Genomic DNA, 19,255 nt, shown 5'->3' on the forward strand with positions numbered 1-19,255 from the left:
AACGGGAGTGTCAATACTTGTGACACACACGGCAGTTGGGACTACCCGTCGTCGCCATGCGTTCGAGTCTTGACGGATTGCTGAATCTTGACGGATCGAGAGCAATCAGGGCATTCTCTGACTCAACTTCGTGAGAGCGCTCTCACGCCTGCTGCCCCGCCGACTGTGCGGCGCGGTACCGTGCCCTCGCCGCCCGGGCCCGGGGCAGATAGCGCAGCCGCTCCGGCAGCAGCGGCACCACGACCCGCACGATGCGGCTGAACCGCCGAAGCCTGCGCTCCTGCGCGTCGCTCCACTCCAGACCGATCGCCTCGCGCGCGTCGGGCGGCAGGTAGCCGACGGTCACGAAGGCCCGGAAGCGGGCGAGCGGCGGCAGCAGTACGGGCCACAGGGCCCGCAGCAGCAGGCGCACCAGGAGGGGGCCGCGGGCGGGTGCGGGCACCGGGCTGTCGGGGGCGAGCAGTTCGCGTACGACCACGGTCGCTTCGATCTCGTCGGCGAGCATCTTGCGGTAGTACGGCCAGAACTCCTCGACGGTCTGCGGCATGTCCCGGTCGTTGATGCCGAGGATCCGGCCGACTTGGAGCCACTCCGCGTACAGCTGCCGCTCCTGCGCGTCGGTGAGCGGGCGGGCGAGGTAGCGCAGGGAGTGCCGGTAGCAGGGGAAGCCAGTGGCGTGGACCCATGCGTAGTGGTGCGGGTCGAGCGCGTGATAGCGGCGGCCGTGCGCGTCGGTGCCCTGGATGCTCCTGTGCAGCTGCCGGAGCCTGCGGCCCTCTTCGGCGGCCGCCTCTTCCCCGTACACCCACAGCTGTACGGAGCGCACGGATCGCTCCCCGCGTCCCCAGGGGTCCGTACGGAAGACGGAGTGCTCGTCGACTCCGGCGCCGACGGCCGGGTGCGCGACCTGCATGGTCAGCGCGGCGGGGAGCATCAGCAGCGCGCGCACGTCACCCGCGACGCTCCACAGCACACCGCCGGGCGGGGGCGGCGCCGGATCCTGTCCACCGGTCTTCATGTGGTGACTCCAAGGGTCGGCGGGCGTGTGATCCAGTATGCGATCGTGGGCGGCCCGGCGAGCCTCGGGCCGCCGCACCCGGGCGAGCCGAGCCCTGTTTCCTTGCCTTTCCGAGGCCGTCCCAGTGCTTTTCCGGCCCCTTTTCCGGCGCTTCCCGGCCCCCTTTCCCGGCCCTTCCCCGGCCCTTCCCCGGCCCTTCCGGGTGAGAGTTTGCTTGATCGCAGGCAAGCGGCCGACTCCATGGTGCCCAATGGCTACCGGGAAGTAACTCTGGCTGATTTGATGTGCGGCGCCGGTCCAACCCCCACACCAGCAACGGGAGATCCAGTGCCTCACTCCGCGCTCCGCCGTATTCCTGGCGCAGCCCTGGCCACCGCCCTCGCAGCCGTCACTCTGGCCACGACCGGCCCGTCCGCCTCGGCGGCACCCGCGGCACCGGCGGCACCCGCGGCCGACGTGCCGTCGCTGAAGGTCCTGTCGTACAACGCATTTCTTTTCAGCAAGACCCTCTACCCCAACTGGGGCCAGGACCACCGGGCGAAGGCGATCCCGGAGGCCTCCTTCTTCCAGGGCAACGACGTGGTGGTCGTGCAGGAGGCCTTCGACAACGGCACCTCCGACGCGCTCAAGAGCAATGCCGCCGCGCAGTACCCGTACCAGACGCCCGTGATGGGCCGCAGCAAGAACGGCTGGGACATGACCGGCGGGTCCTACTCCGCCACGACGCCCGAGGACGGCGGCGTCACGATCCTCAGCAAGTGGCCGGTCGTGCGCAAGGAGCAGTACGTCTACAAGGACGCGTGCGGTTCCGACTGGTACTCGAACAAGGGCTTCGTATACGCCGTCCTCAATGTGAACGGCGCCAAGGTGCACGTCGTCGGCACGCACGCGCAGTCGACCGACCCGGGCTGCGGGGCGGGCGAGGCCGCGCAGATGCGCAGCCGGCAGTTCAAGGCGATGGACACCTTCCTCGACGGCAAGAACATCCCCGCCTCGGAGCAGGTCCTTGTGGCGGGCGACTTCAATGTCGACTCGCACAGCCCCGAGTACGCCTCGATGCTCAGCGACGCGGGCCTCGCCGCCGCCGACTCACGCACCGGCCACCCGTACTCCTTCGACACGGCGGACAACTCGATCGCCGCGGAGCGCTATCCCGACGACCCGCGCGAGGACCTCGACTACGTCCTGCACCGGGCGGGCCACGCCAAGCCGGCCACCTGGAAGAACGACGTAATCAAGGAGCAGAGCGCTCCCTGGACGGTCTCCAGCTGGGGCAAGAACTACACGTACACAAATCTGAGTGACCACTACCCGGTCATCGCGAGCGGCCGCTGACCGCACGGCGCGGGCCGACACCACCTCGCGCACCGGCTCGTCCGCCCCGGGAGCAGGAGACCGGGACGGGCGGGCCGGGCCGGGCGGGCCGGGAGAGGCCGCGAAGCTCCGGGGCGATCACCCTCCGTGATCGTAGAGCCCTTGCCCCAGCCGCCCAGGTCGTTGCTCCGCGGGAAGTCGCAGGATCGTGGTCATGACCGCCTCCGGTCGCCATGCAATGTCGCCATGGAATGGCCGGACGCTTTCACAACAGTGGTGAGACAGCAATACTGTTGCACTGAATTGGAGCACGGCAGCGACAGCAGCAGTGGAAGCGAGGCGCAGGTATGACGACGGACACCGAGGAGCAGACGCTCACGGTTGACGAGCTGGCCGCACGGGCCGGTGTCACGGTGCGTACGATCCGCTTCTACAGCACCCGCGGGCTGCTGCCGCCCCCCGCGATCGGCGCTCGCCGTGTCGGCCACTACGGGCCCGCGCACCTCTCCCGGCTGGCGCTCATCGAGGAGCTCCAGCACCACGGCATGACGCTGGCCGCGATCGAGCGGTATCTGGAGCAGCTGCCGCCCGACCTGAGCGCGCACGATCTGGCGATCCACCGCGCCCTGGTGGCGTCCTGGGTCCCCGACTCGGCCGAGGACGCGACCCGCGCGGAGCTGGAGCGCCGGGCCGGGCGTCACCTGTCGGACGGGGACATCGACCGGCTCGCCGCGATGAACGTCCTGCGGCGCGCCGACACCCCCGACACCTTCCACGTCGACCCCGGGCTGCTGGCCCTCGGCGTACAACTCCTCGGCGTACCGATCGCGCACGAGACGATCCTGGCCGCCCGCACGATTCTGCTGGAGCACACCAGGTCGGCGGCCCATGCCCTGACCCACCTCTTCAAGGACGAGGTGTGGGGGCCCTACCGGGAGCGCGAGTCGGACCCGGAGCATGTGGAGGCGATGAAGTCGCTGTCGGCCCATATGCAGCCGATGGTGCTGCAGGCGCTGGTCACGGCGTTCCAGCGGTCCCTCAAGGAAGAGCTGCGGGCCGCCTTCGTCGCGGAGTGAGCGGCGCCGGTACACGGACGCCACCCGCCCCTGTCCCCGCCCCCGCCCGCATATATTCGTACGACACGTACTTGGTCGGCGTGCTAGTTTCCGGCACCGTGGAACAGCTCACCGAACAAGAAATCCGTACGTCCTTCGTCAACTGCTCCAAGGGCGAGGCACGCCGGATCAACCTGCCCCGGGATCTCGCCGACGTGCCCTGGGAGCACCTCGACTTCCTCGGCTGGCGCGATCCGGGTGCGGCCGACCGCGGCTATCTGGTGATCGGGCGGGCGGGCGGACTCGTCGGCCTCACCCTGCGCGCGGCGCCGGGCAGCCGGCGGTCGCTGCTCAGGACCAGCCTGTGTTCCTTCTGCGTGACCTCGCACTCGGGGTCCGGCGTGGATCTGCTCAGCGCCCGTAAGGCGGGCCCGGCAGGGCGCAACGGCGACACGCTCGGCATCTACGTCTGCGCCGACCTGGCCTGCTCGCTCTATGTCCGCGGCAGGAAGAAGAACGCGCTGGCGAAGCGGCTTGAGGAGTCGCTGACCCCGGAGGAGCAGATCGCCCGCACGCTCGGCAATGTGCACGGCTTCGTGGACCAGGTCGTCGCCTGACCGGGCAGACACTTGACCGGGCAGACAGCTGACCGGGCATTGGCCCATCCCGACGCGGCGGGCAGTGCCCCGCCCGCCGCGTCGTACGCCCTCCGGGCCGGTCAGGTCCGGTCGGGGTCGCTGAACTTCTCGCCCCGCTCGGCCTTCTCCAGCAGCAGCGCGGGCGGGGTGAAGCGCTCGCCGTACTTCTCGGTGAGCTCACGCGCGCGTGCTACGAAGCCGGGCAGGCCGCCCTCGTAGCCGTTGATGTACTGGATCGCGCCGCCCGTCCAGGCGGGGAAGCCGATGCCCATGATGGAGCCGATGTTGGCGTCGGCGACCGAGGTCAGCACGCCCTCCTCGAAGCAGCGGACGGTGTCCAGCGCCTCGGAGAACAGCATCCGCTCCAACATGTCGGCGAAGGGGATCTCGACGCCCGGCTTGGTGAAGTGCTCCCGCAGGCCCGGCCACAGCCGCGTGCGCTTCCCGTCCTCGCCGTACTCGTAGAATCCCGCGCCGCCGCTGCGTCCGGGGCGCCCGAACTCGTCGACCATGCGGTCGATGACCACGTCCGACGGGTGCCCCGGCCAGCTGCCGCCCGCCTCCTCGACCGCCCGCTTCGTCTCGTTGCGGATCTTGCGCGGCAGGGTGAGGGTCAGCTCGTCCATCAGTGACAGGACCTTCGCCGGGTAGCCGGCCTGGGCCGCGGCCTGCTCGATCGAGGCGGGCTCGATGCCCTCGCCGACCATCGCCACACCCTCGTTGATGAACTGGCCGATCACGCGCGAGGTGAAGAAGCCGCGCGAGTCGTTCACCACGATCGGCGTCTTCTTGATCTGGCGCACCAGGTCGAAGGCGCGGGCCAGTGCCTCGTCGCCGCTGCGCTCGCCCTTGATGATCTCGACGAGCGGCATCTTGTCGACGGGCGAGAAGAAGTGCAGCCCGATGAAGTCGACCGGGCGCGACACCCCTTCGGCGAGGCCGGTGATGGGCAGCGTCGAGGTGTTGGAGCAGAGCAGTGCGTCGGGCTCGATGATGTGCTGGATCTCCTGGAACACCTTGTGCTTGAGCGCGGTGTCCTCGAAGACCGCCTCGATCACCGCGTCGCAGCCCGCGAGGTCGGCGGGGTCGGCGGTGGGCGTGATGCGGGCGAGGAGCTCGTCGCGCTTGGCCTCGGTCGTACGGCCGCGCGACAGCGCCTTGTCGAGGAGCTTCTCGGAGTACGCCTTGCCCTTGGCCGCGGCTTCGGCCGTCACGTCCTTGAGTACGACGTCGATGCCGGCGCGGGCGCAGGTGTACGCGATGCCCGCGCCCATCATTCCGGCGCCGAGCACCGCGACCTTGCGGACCGGGCGCGGCTCGATGCCCTGCGGGCGGCTGACGCCCGCGTTGACGGCCTGCAGGTCGAAGAAGAACGCCTGGATCATGTTCTTGGAGATCTGCCCGGTGACCAGCTCGGTGAAGTACCGCGCCTCGATGGTCAGCGCGGTCTCGAAGTCGACCTGGGAGCCCTCGACGGCCGCCGCCAGGATGTTGCGCGGGGCGGGGTAGGGGGCGCCCGCGGTCTGCTTCCTGAGGTTGGCCGGGAAGGCGGGCAGGTTCGCGGCGAAGCGCGGGCTGGCGGGGGTGCCGCCGGGGATCTTGTACCCCTTGACGTCCCAGGGCTGCTGGGACTCGGGGTTGGCGTCGATGAACGCGTGCGCCTTGGCGAGCATCTCCTCGGGGGTCGCGGCCACCTCGTGGACGAGACCGTTCTCCAGGGCGCGCCGCGGGTTGTACTGGGTGCCCTGCAGGAGGACCTTCAGCAAGGCGTCCGCGATACCCATCAGCCGTACGGTGCGGGTGACTCCGCCGCCCGCCGGGAGCAGACCGAGGGTGACCTCGGGCAGGCCGATCTTGGATCCCGGGGCGTCGAGCGCGACGCGGTGGTGGCAGGCCAGCGCGATCTCGTAACCGCCGCCGAGCGCCGCGCCGTTGATCGCGGCGACGACCGGCCTGCCGAGGGTCTCGATACGGCGCAGGGACTTCTTGATGGCCGTGCCGGTGTCGAAGGCCTGCTGCGCGTGCTCGGGACCGACCTTGATCATGTCCTTGAGGTCGCCGCCCGCGAAGAAGGTCTTTTTGGCGGAGGTGAAGATGATGCCGCGAATGGAGTCCTTCTCGGCCTCCGCGCGGTCGGCGATCGCCGCGATGGAGGCCTTGAAGGCCTGGTTCATGGTGTTGGCGGACTGGTTGGGATCGTCGAGGACGAGGGTGACAACACCGGTCTCGTCCTGTTCCCAGCGGATGGTGGTGGACTCGCTCATGTGGTGGCTACTCCGTGAGGGAAGGGACGGGATCAGAGACGCTCGATGATGGTGGCGATGCCCATGCCGCCGCCGACGCACAGGGTGGCGAGGCCGTAGCGCTGGTCGCGGCGCTCCAGTTCGTCGATGAGCGTGCCCAGGATCATCGCGCCGGTGGCGCCCAGCGGGTGCCCCATGGCGATGGCGCCGCCATTGACGTTGATCTTGTCCAGCGGGAGGTCCATGTCCCTGGCGAAGCGCAGGACGACGCCCGCGAAGGCCTCGTTGATCTCGACGAGGTCGATGTCGCCGATCGTCAGGCCCGCCTTGGCGAGTGCCTTGCGGGTGGCGGGCGCGGGGCCCGTCAGCATGATGGTCGGCTCGGAGCCGGACACCGCCGCGGAGACGATACGGGCCCGGGGTGTGAGGCCGTATCGCTCGCCGACCGCGCCCGAGCCGACGGCGACCAGGGCCGCGCCGTCCACGATGCCCGAGGAGTTGCCCGCGTGGTGGACGTGGTCGATCTTCTCGACCCAGTGGTACTTCTGGAGCGCGACGGCGTCGAACCCGCCGTGCTCGCCGATCATCGCGAAGGACGGCTTGAGCGCGCCGAGGGACTCGGCCGTCGTACCGGGGCGCAGGTGCTCGTCGTGGTCGAGGACGGTGAGTCCGTTGCGGTCCAGGACGGGGACGACGGAGCGCTTGAAGCGGCCGTCCTTCCATGCCTCGGCGGCCCGCTCCTGGGAGAGCGCCGCGTAGGAGTCGACGTCGTGGCGGGTGAAGCCCTCGATGGTGGCGATGAGGTCGGCGCCGATGCCCTGCGGGACGAAGCCGGTCTCGTAGTTGGTCATCGGGTCGGCGAACCAGGCGCCGCCGTCCGAGGCCATCGGCACTCGCGACATGGACTCCACGCCGCCCGCGAGGACCAGGTCCTCCCAGCCCGAACGGACCTTCATGGCCGCCATGTTGACCGCTTCCAGGCCGGAGGCACAGAAGCGGTTCTCCTGGACGCCCGCGACGGTGTCGGGCAGCCCTGCCGCGATGGCCGCGATCCGCGCGATGTCGGAGCCCTGGTCGCCGACCGGCCCCACGACGCCGAGCACGATGTCGTCGATGGCGGCGGGGTCCAGGTCGGGGAACCTGCGGCGGATCTCGTGGATCAGACCGACGACGAGGTCGATCGGCTTGGTGCCGTGCAGGGCGCCATTGGCCTTCCCGCGACCGCGCGGGGTGCGGATCGCGTCGTACACGAACGCTTCGGTACTCAAGACAACTGCCTTTCGAGGGTGACGTACATGAGAGGTTGTGGCGGTCAGGCCAGCAGGGAACGGCCGATGATCTCCTTCATGATCTCGGTGGTGCCGCCGTAGATCGTCTGGATGCGGCCGTCCGTGAATGCCTTGGCGACGCGGTACTCGGTCATATAGCCGTAGCCGCCGTGCAGTTGGAGGCAGCGGTCCGCGACCCGCTTCTGCAGCTCGGTGGCCCACCACTTGGCCATCGACGCGTGTACCGCGTCGAGTTCCCCGTTCGAGTGATCGGCGATGCAGCGGTCGAGGAAACTGCGCGTAACAGCGCACTCGGTGGCCATTTCCGCGATCTCGAAGCGGATGTGCTGAAGCTTGGACAGGGGCCGGCCGAACGCCTCGCGCTCCTTGACGTACCGCGTGGTGATCTCAAGCAGGTACTCGGCGGCGGCGATCCCGGCGACCGCGATGCCCATCCGCTCCTGCGCGAGGTTGGTCATGAGGTGGATGAAGGCGCCGTCGAGCTCGCCGAGCAGGTTCTCCTTGGGCACGCGTACGTCGTTGAAGAACAGCTCGGCGGTGTCCTGGGCCTTCTGGCCGATCTTGTCGAGGTTGCGACCGCGCTCGAAGCCCTCCGCGCCGCGCTCGACGACAAGGAGGGACAGGCCCTTGGCCCCGCCATCGGGGGTGGTCCTGGCCACGACGATCACCAGGTCGGCGAGGATGCCGTTGGAGATGAAGGTCTTGGATCCATTGAGCAGCCAGTGGTCGCCGCGGTCCTGTGCGGTGGTGCGGATGCCCTGAAGGTCGGAGCCCGCGCCCGGTTCCGTCATCGCGATGGCGGTGATGGTCTCGCCGCTGCAGAAGCCCGGCAGCCAGCGCCGCTTCTGCTCCTCGGTGCCGAGCCCGGTGAGATAGGGCCCGATGATGTCGTTGTGCAGCCCGACCGCGAGCCCGGAGGCCCCCGCCCGGACGAACTCCTCGGCGAGTACGGCGCTGTAGCGGAAGTCGGCGTTGCCGCCGCCCCCGTACTCCTCGGGCACGGCGATCCCCAACAGCCCCTGCCGGCCGGCCGCCAGCCACGCGTCGCGGCTGACGATGCCGTCCTGCTCCCACTGCTCGTGGTGCGGTGTCACTTCCTTCGTCAGGAAGGTACGCACGGTCTCCCTGAAGGCCTCGTGCTCCGCGGTGAAGATCTGACGCTTCAACTCTGCCTCCTGGAGCCGGCCCTGTCCGTCGGTGTCTGTGGCGCCGACGCTGGCTTTTCTGAATTGCCGATGCTCGGTACGTCCCAGTCGCGGGCCACTTCCGCGGTGTCCGCGCCCGGCTGCGCGGGTGGCAGGCGCACCGAGCCCGGGGTGGCCGAGAAGCGCGGCGCGGGCGCGGGCTGGGTGAGCCCGCCGTGCTCGACGAAGGTGGAGCGGGCCACGAGGTGCGGGTGCGAGGGGGCTTCGCGCAGTGACAGGACGGGGGCCACACAGGCGTCCGAGCCCTCGAAGACCGCTGTCCACTCCTCGCGGGTCCGCTCCTTGAAGCGGGCGGCGATCGCGCCGCGCAGCTCGTCCCAGCGGGCGATGTCCTTGCGCGCCGGGGCCTGGTCCTCGATGCCGAGGAGCCGGACGAACTCGGTGTAGAACTGCTGCTCCAGCGCCCCGACCGCCATGTACTGGCCGTCCGACGTCTCGTAGTTGCCGTAGAAGGGGCAGCCGCCGTCGAGCAGGTTCGCCCCGCGCCGGTCCTGCCAGCCGCCCGCGGCCACCATTCCGTGGATCATCGTGGCGAGGTGCGCTGCGCCGTCCACGATCGCCGCGTCGACCACCTGTCCCGCGCCGCCGGGCGCAGCGGCGTGCCGCAGCGCGGCGAGTACGCCGACGACCAGGTAGAGCGAGCCGCCCGCGTAGTCGCCGACAATGTTCGCCGGGACCGTCGGCGGCTCCTCGGGCCTGCCGAACATGCCGAGGGTCCCGGTGACCGCGATGTACGCGATGTCGTGCCCGGCGCTCTGCGCGAGCGGGCCGTCCTGCCCCCAGCCGGTCATCCGCCCGTACACGAGCTTCGGATTGCGGGCCAGGCACACATCGGGTCCGACGCCGAGCCGCTCGGCGACTCCGGGCCGGTAGCCCTCGATGAGGATGTCCGCGCGCTCGACCAGGTCGAGGACCCGGGCCGGGCCGTCCTCGGACTTGAGGTCGACGAGGACCGAGCGCTTGTTGCGGTTGGTGAGGTCGTACGCCGGGTCGACGGCCAGGGCTCCGCCGCCCGGCCGGTCCACCCTGACCACATCCGCGCCCAGGTCGGCGAGGAGCATGGCGGCGAACGGGCCGGGGCCGATTCCCGCCAGCTCCACCACGCGCACCCCGGCGAGCGGGCCGTTCACTGACGCTGCCATCAAGCCCCCAGCACTGTGACACAACCGATGTAACAGCAATGATGCTAAGAACGTGTTCCACTCTGCACAAGCCCTTCGGGCGAGCAAGCGCTTAGTTCTTTTTCCTCACGGATCACGCTAACCTCGGCGACCCACAGTGACTCGGTACCGACTGCGGAGGCGTGCATGGGCGAGACAGTGCCAGGCGGATCAGGGCGCGCGAACGGTCGCGCATACGACATCGTGCTCTTCGGGGCGACAAGCTTCGTCGGAGAGCTGACGGCGGAGTACCTCGCGCGGCACGCCCCCCGGGACTGCCGGTGGGCGCTGGCGGGGCGCAGCACAGCGAAGCTGGAGAAGCTGCGCGAGCGGCTCACCGCGATCGACCCGGCCTGCGCGACGCTTCCCCTGCTGCGCGCCGATGTGTCCGACCCGGGATCGCTGCGCGAACTCGCCGTGAGCACCCGGGTATTGGCGACGACGGTCGGCCCCTACGTGTGGTACGGCGAGGGCGTGGTCGCCGCGTGCGCCGAGGCGGGGACGGACTACGCGGACCTGTCGGGCGAGTCCGAGTTCGCCGACCGGATGTACGTCGGGTACGACGCACGGGCCCGGGAGACCGGAGCGCGGATCGTGCACGCCTGCGGCTTCGACTCGATCCCGCACGACCTCGGCGTGTACTACACGGTGCGGCAGCTGCCCGAGGGCGTACCGCTGCGGATCGACGGGTTCGTACGCGCGGGCGCGATGTTCTCCGGCGGGACCTTCGCCTCGGCGCTCACCGCGTTCAGTCGCGGCCCGCAGATCCTGCGGGCCGCGAAGGAACGGCGGCAGCACGAACCGCAGTTGGTGGGCCGGCGGGCGCGGGCGCCGTTCGGCACCCCGCGGCGCAGCCGCGAGACCGGCACCTGGGCGCTGCCGCTGAGCACCCTGGACCCGCAAGTGGTGGCCCGCTCGGCGGCCGCGCTCGATCGGTACGGACCCGACTTCCGCTACCGGCACTACGCGTCGGTGAAGTGGCTGCCGGTAGCGGGCGCGAGTGTGGCCGCGATGGGCGCCCTGTTCGCGATCGCGCAGATACCGGCCGCGCGTGCCTGGCTGATGGGCCGGTACGGGGCGGGCGCGGGGCCCGACGCCGAGCGCAGGGACCGGAGTTGGTTCTCGGTGCGCTTCGTGGGCGAGGGCGGCGGGCGCCGGGTCTTCACCGAGGTGTCCGGCGGCGACCCCGGGTACGACGAGACCGCGAAGATGCTCGCGGAGTCGGTGCTGTGCCTCGCCTTCGACGACCTGCCCAAGACGTCCGGGCAGGTGACGACGGTGGAGGCGATGGGGGACGCGCTGCTTGAGCGGTTGCAGGGGGCGGGGATCCGCTTCCGGGTCGCGGACGTGCGTCAGGTGTAGGGGCGGTTGGTGTGGGCCGCCGGGTCAGGCCGTTGCCTCGCGCAGGGCCTGCCTGCACAGGGTGTCGGCTCTGCGCGTGGACTCCGGGATGCGGTAGTCGGGGGCCAGGCGCAGGGTGTGGGCGCAGGCGTTGTCCAGGCTCACCCGGTGCCCGACGGAGACGAAGACCGGCTTCACACCGTCCTGGATGCGCAGCGCGCGGCCCACTTCCTCGTTGTCGTCGAGCAGTGGTGATGCGTCGCCGCGCCGGGTGCCCGGTTGCTCGTACCGGAAGATGAAGGGGTTCTTGGCGACGCCGATCGTCGGGAGTCCGGTGACCACGCCGAGGTGGCTGGCCAGGCCGAAGCGGCGCGGGTGGGCCAGCCCGTAGCCGTCGCAGACCACCAGGCCGGGGTCCGCCGACAGGGATTCGAGCGCGGCGAGCACCGTCGGCAGTTCCCGGAAGGCCAGCAGCCCCGGTACGTACGGGAAGGCGACCCGGCCGACGGCGGTGGCCTCGTCGAGCACGGTGAGCGTGGCGGCGTCGAGGACGACGGCCGCTGCGACGACGACGTCACGCTCGTCGTCGTACGCGACATCCACACCTGTCACCCGGCCGGTGCCGGGCGGGGGCCCCGGCTGGTCGAGCACCACTCGGGTGCGCAGTGCGTCCTGAATTGCTCGGGCTTCGGCCTCGTCGGCGGGGGCTTCTATGGTCGTCATGGTGACGACCACCCTAGAGCGGGCTGAACGGTAACCTGCCGATCATGTTCGTACTTGAATTGACCTACACCGAGCCTCTTGAGCGCGTCAACGAGCTGCTGGACGCGCACGTCGCATGGCTGGACGCGCAGTACACGGCGGGCGTCTTCATCGCCTCGGGGCGGAAGGTGCCGCGGGACGGCGGCGTGATCCTGGCCGTCGGGGTCGACCGGTCGCGGGTCGAGCGGATCGCGGCGGAGGATCCCTTCACCGTGGCGGGCGTCTGTGTGTACCGGATCACGGAGTTCGTGGCGACGAAGACGGCGGAGGAACTGGCCGGGTATCGGGAGCAGTTGCCCTCGTAGGCGGGGCCTTGGGTGGGGGGCGGGGTGCGTGGGTGCGGGTGCGGGGTGCCTGCGGCGCTAGTCCCCTACCCCGCCCCTTCCCGAAACTGGGGGTAAGCCCCCAGACCCCCGGGACGCCCTGCGGGCATGTCCTCAAACGCCGGACGGGCTGAAGTTGCCCGGCGATTGAGGACCGGGGTCCGGGGCGGAGCCCCTGAGCCTGGCGGAACTACCCCCCGAAGCGGGCTACGCGGCCCTTCTCCCCCGACGCCCAGCAGCCGAAGTCCTGCGTGCAGTCGACCGTGTCGTAGGACCCGCCGTCGATCGTCCGCCAGCTGCGCCCCCCGTCCGTCGTCAGATCCGTGCCCTCCGGGCCCACCGCGAGCGCCGCGTTCCTGCTACGGGGAAGCCAGGCCACCCCCGAGCGGTACGCGGGCGGCGGTGTCTTGGCCTGGTGCCAGCTGCGGCCCGCGTCGCCGGTGATCGCTGCGGCCTTCGGGGAGGCCTGGCCCGCGCGGTAGTCGCCGCCGACCGCGATGCCGTGGTGGCGGTCGCGGAAGGCGAGCCCGAATACGCCCCTGGCCGGGTCGCCGGCGGGAATCGTCGACTCGGTGGCGGTCCAGGTCAGGCCGCGGTCCTTGGAATGCAGGACGCGCGCGGTGGCCGCGCCCCCCGTGGCCAGCCATACGTCCCGCGACCCCGAGCTGACCAGGCACTGCCCACTCGCCGCGAACCCCGCCTCGCCGGGCTGCGCGGCAGGCATGCCCGCGCTCGGCAGCACCTTCCACGACCTGCCGCCGTCACCGGTGGACAGGATGCGGTACTTGCCGTCCACCGGGTCACTCATCGCCAGGCCGTGGCGGCTGTCGAAGAAGGAGATGCAGTCGTAGAACGCCTTCGGGTCGGTGTTGCGGAAGCTCTCGCTCCAGGTCGCACCGCCGTCGTCCGTACGGAAGACCCGCGACGCCTCGCCCTCCCCGATGGCCAGCACCACCGCGCGCCGCCCGTCGAACGCCTCGACGTCGCGGAACTCCAGCTCGCCCGCGCCCGGCGGAGAGACGTTTCGCCAGCTGCGACCCCCGTCTCCCGTACGCAGTACGGTGCCCTTCGATCCGGCCACCCACGCGGTCTTCCTGCTGACCGCCGCCAGGCCCCTGAACCGTGCGTCCGTGCCGGTGTCCGTCAGCTGCCAGCCGAGCTTCGCTCCGGTCGCGGAACCGGCGGAACCGGCGGTACCAGCGGCATCAGCGGATCCGTCCGTCCGTGCCTCGGCCGGCGTGACCAGCGCCGCGGTCACCGCCATCCCGCACAGTCCCGCCGACATCACGCGTCGCAAACTCCCCATGGGCCTCATAGCGCTGGAAGCTAGCCCACCGCTCCCATGCCGTCCAGCGTGCGCCTCGCACCGCACGTTCCTAAGGTGGGGTGCGGTGGACCTCGGACGCGCGCAAGGAGCTGTTCATGACAGTCACGGTCACCGACGCCCCGCAGGCGGACCGCTACGAGGCCCGGCTGGACGGCTCGGACACCGTCGCGGGGATCGCGCAGTACATCCGTACGCCCGAGCTGATCGCCTTCGTCCACACCGAGGTCGGCGCCGCCCACGAAGGCCGTGGCGTCGGCTCCGCCCTCGCCCGCGAGTCCCTGGACGCGGCACGCGCGGCAGGGTTGAGGGTGCTGGCCGTGTGCCCCTTCTACGGCGGATACCTCGCCCGCGATCCGGAGTACGCCGATCTCGCCTACCAGAGCCGCAGCCAGGTCTCGGACTGAGCGGCAGGAAGGAGCGCCGCCATGAGCGCGGAGCCCGCGAAGGTCAAGCAGTACACGGGCAGGCTCGTCGACGTCACCTTCGAGCCCGGTCGGTGCCTGCACACGGCGGAGTGCATCAGGGGCCTGCCGCACGTCTTCGACCTGGAGAAACGCCCGTGGATCCAGCCCGACGGCGGGCCGGCCGACCTGGTCGCCGAAGTGGTCCGCCGCTGCCCCACCGGCGCCCTGCAGTACCGGTTCCCCGAGGGTCCCGCCGAGGCGGGCGAGCATCCGGCCGTCGTCAGCCGCAATCCGGCGGGCCAACTGCTGCTCCGCGGCGAGCTGGTGGTGGACACGGCGCAGGGTGCCCGGCACGAGACGCGGGTGATGCTGTGCGGATGCGGGGCGAGCGGGAATCAGCCGTACTGCGATCATGCGGGCCCGTGCGGCGGGAAGTGACGTAAGCGGCGCGAGTGACGTAAGTGGCCTGAATTGCGCTCTGGCCGTCTGAATAGTGACGTAGGTCACGCACCCCGAGCATGCACGGAATCATGCATTCCGTCGTCTGTCTCTGTGACAGGACGCATGAGAGGGAGCAGGCATTGGCGATCATGATCGAACAAGCGGTGCAGGCCCGCCTGGTCTCGTCCACTCCCCGGATGGAGACCGTTCCCGCGACCCTGCGGTACGACCGCGAGGATCCCTTCGCCGTGCGCATGTGCTTCCCGCCGCCGGCGACACTGGAGGGCATCGAGGTGTCCTGGGCGTTCGCCCGCGAGCTGCTGGAAGAAGGCGTGGACGCACGAGCCGGAGTGGGCGACGTACAGGTGCGGCCCTACGGGTACGGCAGGACCGTGCTGGAGTTCCACGCGGCCGAGGGCACCGCGATGGTCCACATCCGCACCTCAGACCTGCGCCATTTCCTCAAGCGCACCCACGAGATCGTCCCGGTGGGCGGCGAGCACCTGCATCTCGACGTGGACCACGATCTCGCCGAGCTGCTGCGCGACGCCGCCTGAAGTCCGGCACAACGTCCGGAGGTACGCACGTCCGCCCGGCCGTACCGCAGCCTGTCGCGCGTTAAATCGTTTGGCACCCTCACCGCCGCGTTGTACTTTGGCGGTGGCCCTGTTGTCGTCGATCGGAGTGGGACGTTGCGCGTCTGAGGTTCTGAGTCACCGTGCTGTACGGACCGACAAGTCCGTGCGCGCCGTGTGCGACCTCGACGCCTGAGCTGTCCCCACTCCCCCGCCCGGGGCCTTTTCGCTGTCGTGTCGTCGTACCTGTTTCGCGGTGTCTCCACCCGTTGCCCCTGATCTTTTCTCAGCAACCGGGAGGCCCCTGTGTCTACCTTCCCCACCTTTGTCACCGCCACCGCGCTCTCCTTCGGCCAGCCGGACGGTACGCCCGTGTTCGACGACTTCCAGCTGACGGTCGGCCCCGGCAGGACCGGGCTCATCGGGCTCAACGGCTCGGGAAAATCCACCCTGTTGCGGCTCGCCGCGGGTGAACTCGTCCCCACCGGAGGAAAGATCCAGGTGTCCGGCGAGATCGGGTACCTGCCGCAGAATCTGGTCCTCGACACCGCGCTGCGCGTCGACGAGGCGCTGGGCGTCCGGGAGGCACGCGCCGCACTGCACGCGATCGAGGCGGGCGAGGCGACGGAGGCCAACTTCTCCGCGGTCGGCGACGACTGGGACGTCGAGGAGCGCGCCCGCGCCACCCTCGACCAGCTCGGGCTGACCGGGATCGGCCTGGACCGGACCATCGGGGAGCTGTCGGGCGGCGAGTCGGTGCTGCTGCGATTCGCCGCGCTGCTGCTGAGCCGCCCCGACGTGCTCCTGCTCGACGAGCCGACCAACAATCTCGATCTGCACGCACGGCAGCACCTGTACGCGGCGGTCGAGGCCTGGCAGGGCGTGATGGTCGTGGTCAGCCACGACCGTGAACTCCTGGAGCGGGTCGATCAGATCGCCGATCTGCGCGACGGCGAAGTCCACTGGTACGGCGGGAACTTCTCGGCGTACGAAGAGGCACTGGCCGTCGAGCAGGAGGCGGCCGAGCGCATGGTGCGGGTCGCCGAGGCCGACGTACACCGACAGAAGAAGGAACTGGCCGATGCCCAGGTGAAGCTGGCCCGCCGCAAGCGGTACGGGCAGAAGATGTTCGAGAACAAACGCGAGCCCAAGATCGTCATGGGTGCCCGCAAGCGAGCCGCGCAGGAGTCCGCGGGCAAGCACCGCATCATGCACACCGAGAAGCTGGCCGAGGCCAGGAACCGGCTGAGCGACGCGGCGGACGCGGTACGCGACGACGACGAGATCCGCGTCGAGCTGCCGTACACCACGGTGCATCCGGGCCGCCGGGTGCTGACGCTGCGCGATGTCGGACTGCGCCACGGAGCCGCGGTCGGCGGCGAGTTCGAGGTGCGCGGTCCGGAGCGGATCGCGCTGGTCGGGCGCAACGGGTCGGGCAAGACGACCCTGCTGCGGACGATCGCAGGGCAGTGGGAGCCGGTGTCGGGCGAGGCGGTGGCGCACGTACCGCTGCGGTTCCTGCCCCAGCGGCTCGATGTGCTGGACGACCGGCTGACCGTCGCCGAGAATGTGGCGCGGTTCGCCCCCTCGGCGACCAACAACGCCATCAGGGCGCGGCTCGCCCGCTTCCTCTTCAAGGGGGCGCGGGCCGATCAGCCGGCCGGGACGCTGTCGGGCGGCGAGCGCTTTCGCGCGACGCTGGCCGCGCTGCTGCTCGCGGAGCCCGCGCCGCAGCTGCTGATGCTCGACGAGCCGACGAACAACCTGGACATGGCGAGCGTACGGCGGCTCACCCAGGCCCTGGAGTCGTACGAGGGGGCGCTGATCGTGGCGAGCCACGACGAGCCGTTCCTGGAGTCGATCGGCATCACCCGCCGGCTGGAGATGGGGGCGGCAGCGGAACGGGAGTGACGGAGCCGTGCGGGTACGGGGTCGCCAGCACAGCGGGGTGACCAGAACAGCCGGGTCACCAGAACAACAGTCGGCTCCCCGCACCTCGCGCCGGCCGTCTGCTCCCGGCCCGGCCCGGCCCGGGCCAGGCCCGGGTACGACGGTCCATGATGGGCGACAGCCGTTACCCCGTCGCCGATCCGAGATGGAGAGTCCGCCGTGCCCAGCAGCAAAGCACTCGTCCGCCGCCCGAGCCCGCGCCTGGCCGAAGGGCTCGTCACCCACATCGGGCGCAGTCACGTCGATCAGGAACTGGCCGTCGAGCAATGGGGGGCGTACGTCGCGACGCTGCGCGCCCACGGCTGGGAGACCGTGGAGGTGGATCCGGCCGACGACTGCCCGGACGGTGTGTTCGTCGAGGACGCGGTGGTGATGTACCGCAATGTGGCCCTGATCGCCCGGCCTGGGGCGGAGACACGCAGGCCGGAGACGGCGGGCGTGGAGGAGGCGGTGGCCCGGCTCGGGTGCTCGGTGAACTGGGTGTGGGAGCCGGGCACCCTGGAGGGCGGCGACGTCCTCAAGATCGGCGACACCGTCTACGTCGGGCGTGGCGGCCGGACGAACGCGGCGGGCGTGCTGCAGCTGCGGGCCGCCTTCGAGCCGCTCGGCGCGCGCGTGGTGGCCGTGCCGATGAGCAAGGCGCTGCACCTGAAGTCCGCCGTGACCGCGCTGCCGGACGGCACGGTCATCGGTTACGAGCCGCTGGTGGACACCCCCTCACTGTTTCCGCGCTTTCTGCCCGTGCCGGAGGAGTCGGGGGCGCACGTGGTGCTGCTGGGCGGCGGGAAGCTGCTGATGGCGGCGAGCGCGCCGAGGACGGCCGAGTTGCTCGCCGATCTGGGGCACGAGCCCGTTCTGGTGGAAATCAGCGAGTTCGAGAAGCTGGAAGGCTGCGTGACATGCCTCTCGGTACGCCTCCGTGACCTGTACGCATAACTTAACGTAACGGGACATTACAATCCTGGACTTGGCTCAGCTCTTACGACGCGCTTAACCTACGGTCACGTAACCTACGAAGCCGTAGGTATCCCCCGCCCCCGTCCCCAGGAGCACCCGTGACGATCGCCTCTCCCCAACTCGGCAGTTCGGACGCGTGGAACGACGCCCGACTGCTGTTCGCACTGGAGGAGGTGGTGGAGAAGGAACTCAACCGCCATCTCAAGGTCGCCAAGGACTGGATGCCGCACGAGTACGTCCCGTTCACCGACGGCCGCAACTTCCCCGGACTCTTCGAGGACGGCAAGGCCTGGGAGCCCGAGCAGTCCAAGGTCACCGAGATCGGCAAGATCGCGCTCGTCGTGAACCTGCTGACCGAGGACAACCTCCCGAGCTATCACCACGAGATCGCCTCCCTCTTCGGCCGCAACGGCGCCTGGGGCACCTGGGTGCACCGCTGGACCGCCGAGGAAGGCCGGCACGGCATTGTGATGCGCGACTACCTGCTCACCTCGCGGGCCGTCGACCCGGACAGGCTGGAGCAGTTCCGGATGGTGCACATGGCGGAGGGCTTCGAGTCCGACAACCGCCACTCGATGCTGCACTCGGTGGCGTACGTGGCCTTCCAGGAGCTCGCGACGCGCGTCTCGCACCGCAACACCGGACACCAGTCGGGCGACCCGGTCTGCGACCGCATGCTGGCGCGGATCGCGACCGACGAGAACCTGCACATGATCTTCTACCGCAACCTGCTGGGCGCGGCCTTCGAGCTCGCCCCCGACCTGACGATGCAGTCCGTGCGTGATGTCGTCGTCGACTTCCGGATGCCCGGTCACGGCATGCCCGGCTTCGAGCGCGCCGCCGCCCAGATGGCGATCGGCGAGATCTACAACATGCGGATCCACCACGACGACGTACTGCAGCCGGTCCTTCGCTACCTGAAGGTCATGGACATCGGCGGGCTCGGCCCCGACGGTCTCAAGGCGCAGGAGGAGCTCGGCCTGTACATGGGCGGGCTGGACGCGGAGGCGAGCAAGCTCGACGCGAAGCTGGCCGCGCGCAAGGAGCGGATGGCCGCACGGGCGGCCGCCGCGTCCTGATCCGGGGCTCGCCCCGGACCCCTGGTCCCCCGCACGTGGTCCATCGAACGCCGGACAGGCTGGAATGTTCAGCCTGTCCGGCGTTCGCGTGCGCCTGACGAGATCCCCTCGGGCGGTCTCCGGGACATGTCCACGAACGCGGGCCGGTGCGGACCCGGAATGCTCGGCGTGACG

General features: G+C 70.2%; 18 protein-coding genes. 11 read left to right on the forward strand and 7 right to left on the reverse strand.

What is annotated here, in order from left to right; all coding sequences use genetic code 11:
- Positions 1–142: 142 nt before the first annotated feature.
- Positions 143–1,018 (reverse strand): oxygenase MpaB family protein, encoded by an 876-nt coding sequence (locus ABCR94_RS28885; RefSeq protein ID WP_347123253.1) that lies wholly within the window; start codon positions 1,016–1,018, stop codon positions 143–145.
- 327 nt (positions 1,019–1,345) lie between these two features.
- Between ABCR94_RS28885 and sph the strand changes: the two genes are divergently transcribed.
- The 3 genes from sph to ABCR94_RS28900 all read left to right on the forward strand — a co-directional run bounded on the left by sph (position 1,346) and on the right by ABCR94_RS28900 (position 4,004).
- Entirely contained in the window at positions 1,346–2,353 is a 1,008-nt protein-coding gene (sph, locus tag ABCR94_RS28890) for a sphingomyelin phosphodiesterase (protein ID WP_347123255.1), read from the forward strand.
- Positions 2,354–2,679: 326 nt separating this feature from the next.
- Positions 2,680–3,408, forward strand: coding sequence for a MerR family transcriptional regulator (locus tag ABCR94_RS28895; RefSeq protein ID WP_347123257.1), 729 nt, complete (start codon positions 2,680–2,682; stop codon positions 3,406–3,408).
- A 98-nt stretch (positions 3,409–3,506) separates the two neighbouring features.
- Positions 3,507–4,004, forward strand: a complete 498-nt coding sequence (locus ABCR94_RS28900) for an FBP domain-containing protein (protein WP_347123258.1) — start codon at positions 3,507–3,509, stop codon at positions 4,002–4,004.
- Between the two features lie 101 nt (positions 4,005–4,105).
- Here ABCR94_RS28900 and ABCR94_RS28905 read toward each other — a convergent pair whose 3' ends face one another.
- Genes ABCR94_RS28905 through ABCR94_RS28920 form a run of 4 tightly spaced genes read right to left on the reverse strand, consistent with a single transcriptional unit; the run spans position 4,106 to position 9,904 of the window.
- Entirely contained in the window at positions 4,106–6,289 is a 2,184-nt protein-coding gene (locus ABCR94_RS28905) for a 3-hydroxyacyl-CoA dehydrogenase NAD-binding domain-containing protein (protein ID WP_347123259.1), read from the reverse strand.
- Between the two features lie 32 nt (positions 6,290–6,321).
- Positions 6,322–7,536, reverse strand: a complete 1,215-nt coding sequence (locus ABCR94_RS28910) for an acetyl-CoA C-acetyltransferase (RefSeq protein ID WP_347123260.1) — start codon at positions 7,534–7,536, stop codon at positions 6,322–6,324.
- A 44-nt stretch (positions 7,537–7,580) separates the two neighbouring features.
- On the reverse strand, positions 7,581–8,723 hold the full coding sequence (locus ABCR94_RS28915; protein ID WP_347123261.1) for an acyl-CoA dehydrogenase family protein: 1,143 nt from the start codon (positions 8,721–8,723) through the stop codon (positions 7,581–7,583).
- Positions 8,720–9,904: a CaiB/BaiF CoA transferase family protein gene (locus ABCR94_RS28920; protein WP_347123262.1), complete on the reverse strand. Its 1,185-nt coding sequence runs from the start codon at positions 9,902–9,904 to the stop codon at positions 8,720–8,722. Before ABCR94_RS28920 ends, ABCR94_RS28915 begins: the two co-directional genes overlap by 4 nt.
- Before the next feature lie 165 nt (positions 9,905–10,069).
- Here ABCR94_RS28920 and ABCR94_RS28925 point away from each other — a divergent pair, with 165 nt between their 5' ends.
- Entirely contained in the window at positions 10,070–11,284 is a 1,215-nt protein-coding gene (locus ABCR94_RS28925; RefSeq protein ID WP_347123264.1) for a saccharopine dehydrogenase family protein, read from the forward strand.
- Between the two features lie 24 nt (positions 11,285–11,308).
- Here the strand turns inward: ABCR94_RS28925 and ABCR94_RS28930 are convergent, their stop codons facing one another.
- Positions 11,309–11,986 carry an endonuclease V gene (locus ABCR94_RS28930; RefSeq protein ID WP_347123265.1) on the reverse strand — a complete coding sequence of 226 codons (678 nt, stop codon included), beginning with the start codon at positions 11,984–11,986 and terminating at the stop codon, positions 11,309–11,311.
- Between the two features lie 44 nt (positions 11,987–12,030).
- Here ABCR94_RS28930 and ABCR94_RS28935 point away from each other — a divergent pair, with 44 nt between their 5' ends.
- Positions 12,031–12,330, forward strand: a complete 300-nt coding sequence (locus tag ABCR94_RS28935; RefSeq protein ID WP_347123267.1) for a YciI family protein — start codon at positions 12,031–12,033, stop codon at positions 12,328–12,330.
- 208 nt (positions 12,331–12,538) lie between these two features.
- Here the strand turns inward: ABCR94_RS28935 and ABCR94_RS28940 are convergent, their stop codons facing one another.
- The gene (locus ABCR94_RS28940) at positions 12,539–13,663 is read right to left on the reverse strand and encodes a WD40/YVTN/BNR-like repeat-containing protein (protein ID WP_521978056.1); all 1,125 of its coding nucleotides are present in this window, start codon (positions 13,661–13,663) and stop codon (positions 12,539–12,541) included.
- A 107-nt stretch (positions 13,664–13,770) separates the two neighbouring features.
- Between ABCR94_RS28940 and ABCR94_RS28945 the strand changes: the two genes are divergently transcribed.
- The 6 genes from ABCR94_RS28945 (at position 13,771) to ABCR94_RS28970 (ending at position 19,081) form a co-directional block, all read left to right on the forward strand.
- Positions 13,771–14,079 (forward strand): GNAT family N-acetyltransferase, encoded by a 309-nt coding sequence (locus tag ABCR94_RS28945; RefSeq protein ID WP_347123269.1) that lies wholly within the window; start codon positions 13,771–13,773, stop codon positions 14,077–14,079.
- A gap of 21 nt (positions 14,080–14,100) precedes the next feature.
- A complete protein-coding gene (locus tag ABCR94_RS28950; RefSeq protein ID WP_347123271.1) occupies positions 14,101–14,517 on the forward strand; it encodes a (4Fe-4S)-binding protein in 417 nt (138 codons plus the stop codon).
- A gap of 143 nt (positions 14,518–14,660) precedes the next feature.
- Complete coding sequence (ssgD, locus tag ABCR94_RS28955; RefSeq protein ID WP_347123273.1) at positions 14,661–15,077, forward strand: spore wall synthesis regulator SsgD; 417 nt, start codon at positions 14,661–14,663, stop codon at positions 15,075–15,077.
- 324 nt (positions 15,078–15,401) lie between these two features.
- Positions 15,402–17,006 carry an ABC-F family ATP-binding cassette domain-containing protein gene (locus ABCR94_RS28960; protein WP_347123275.1) on the forward strand — a complete coding sequence of 535 codons (1,605 nt, stop codon included), beginning with the start codon at positions 15,402–15,404 and terminating at the stop codon, positions 17,004–17,006.
- 198 nt (positions 17,007–17,204) lie between these two features.
- Complete coding sequence (gene ddaH / locus ABCR94_RS28965) at positions 17,205–17,981, forward strand: dimethylargininase (RefSeq protein WP_347123277.1); 777 nt, start codon at positions 17,205–17,207, stop codon at positions 17,979–17,981.
- Between the two features lie 119 nt (positions 17,982–18,100).
- Positions 18,101–19,081: an acyl-ACP desaturase gene (locus ABCR94_RS28970; RefSeq protein WP_347123279.1), complete on the forward strand. Its 981-nt coding sequence runs from the start codon at positions 18,101–18,103 to the stop codon at positions 19,079–19,081.
- Positions 19,082–19,255 lie beyond the last annotated feature (174 nt).

Origin of the sequence: Streptomyces changchenzhani (genome assembly GCF_039766235.1) — a bacterium.
GTDB lineage: Bacteria > Actinomycetota > Actinomycetes > Streptomycetales > Streptomycetaceae > Streptomyces.

Coding starts and splice junctions, on each gene's coding strand:
- ABCR94_RS28885 (WP_347123253.1), bottom strand. CDS start 1,018: ATGAAGACCGGTGGACAGGATCCGGCGCCGCCCCCGCCCGGCGGTGTG.
- ABCR94_RS28895 (WP_347123257.1), top strand. CDS start 2,680: ATGACGACGGACACCGAGGAGCAGACGCTCACGGTTGACGAGCTGGCC.
- ABCR94_RS28905 (WP_347123259.1), bottom strand. CDS start 6,289: ATGAGCGAGTCCACCACCATCCGCTGGGAACAGGACGAGACCGGTGTT.
- ABCR94_RS28920 (WP_347123262.1), bottom strand. CDS start 9,904: ATGGCAGCGTCAGTGAACGGCCCGCTCGCCGGGGTGCGCGTGGTGGAG.
- ABCR94_RS28925 (WP_347123264.1), top strand. CDS start 10,070: ATGGGCGAGACAGTGCCAGGCGGATCAGGGCGCGCGAACGGTCGCGCA.
- ABCR94_RS28930 (WP_347123265.1), bottom strand. CDS start 11,986: ATGACGACCATAGAAGCCCCCGCCGACGAGGCCGAAGCCCGAGCAATT.
- ABCR94_RS28935 (WP_347123267.1), top strand. CDS start 12,031: ATGTTCGTACTTGAATTGACCTACACCGAGCCTCTTGAGCGCGTCAAC.
- ABCR94_RS28940 (WP_521978056.1), bottom strand. CDS start 13,663: ATGAGGCCCATGGGGAGTTTGCGACGCGTGATGTCGGCGGGACTGTGC.
- ABCR94_RS28945 (WP_347123269.1), top strand. CDS start 13,771: ATGACAGTCACGGTCACCGACGCCCCGCAGGCGGACCGCTACGAGGCC.
- ABCR94_RS28950 (WP_347123271.1), top strand. CDS start 14,101: ATGAGCGCGGAGCCCGCGAAGGTCAAGCAGTACACGGGCAGGCTCGTC.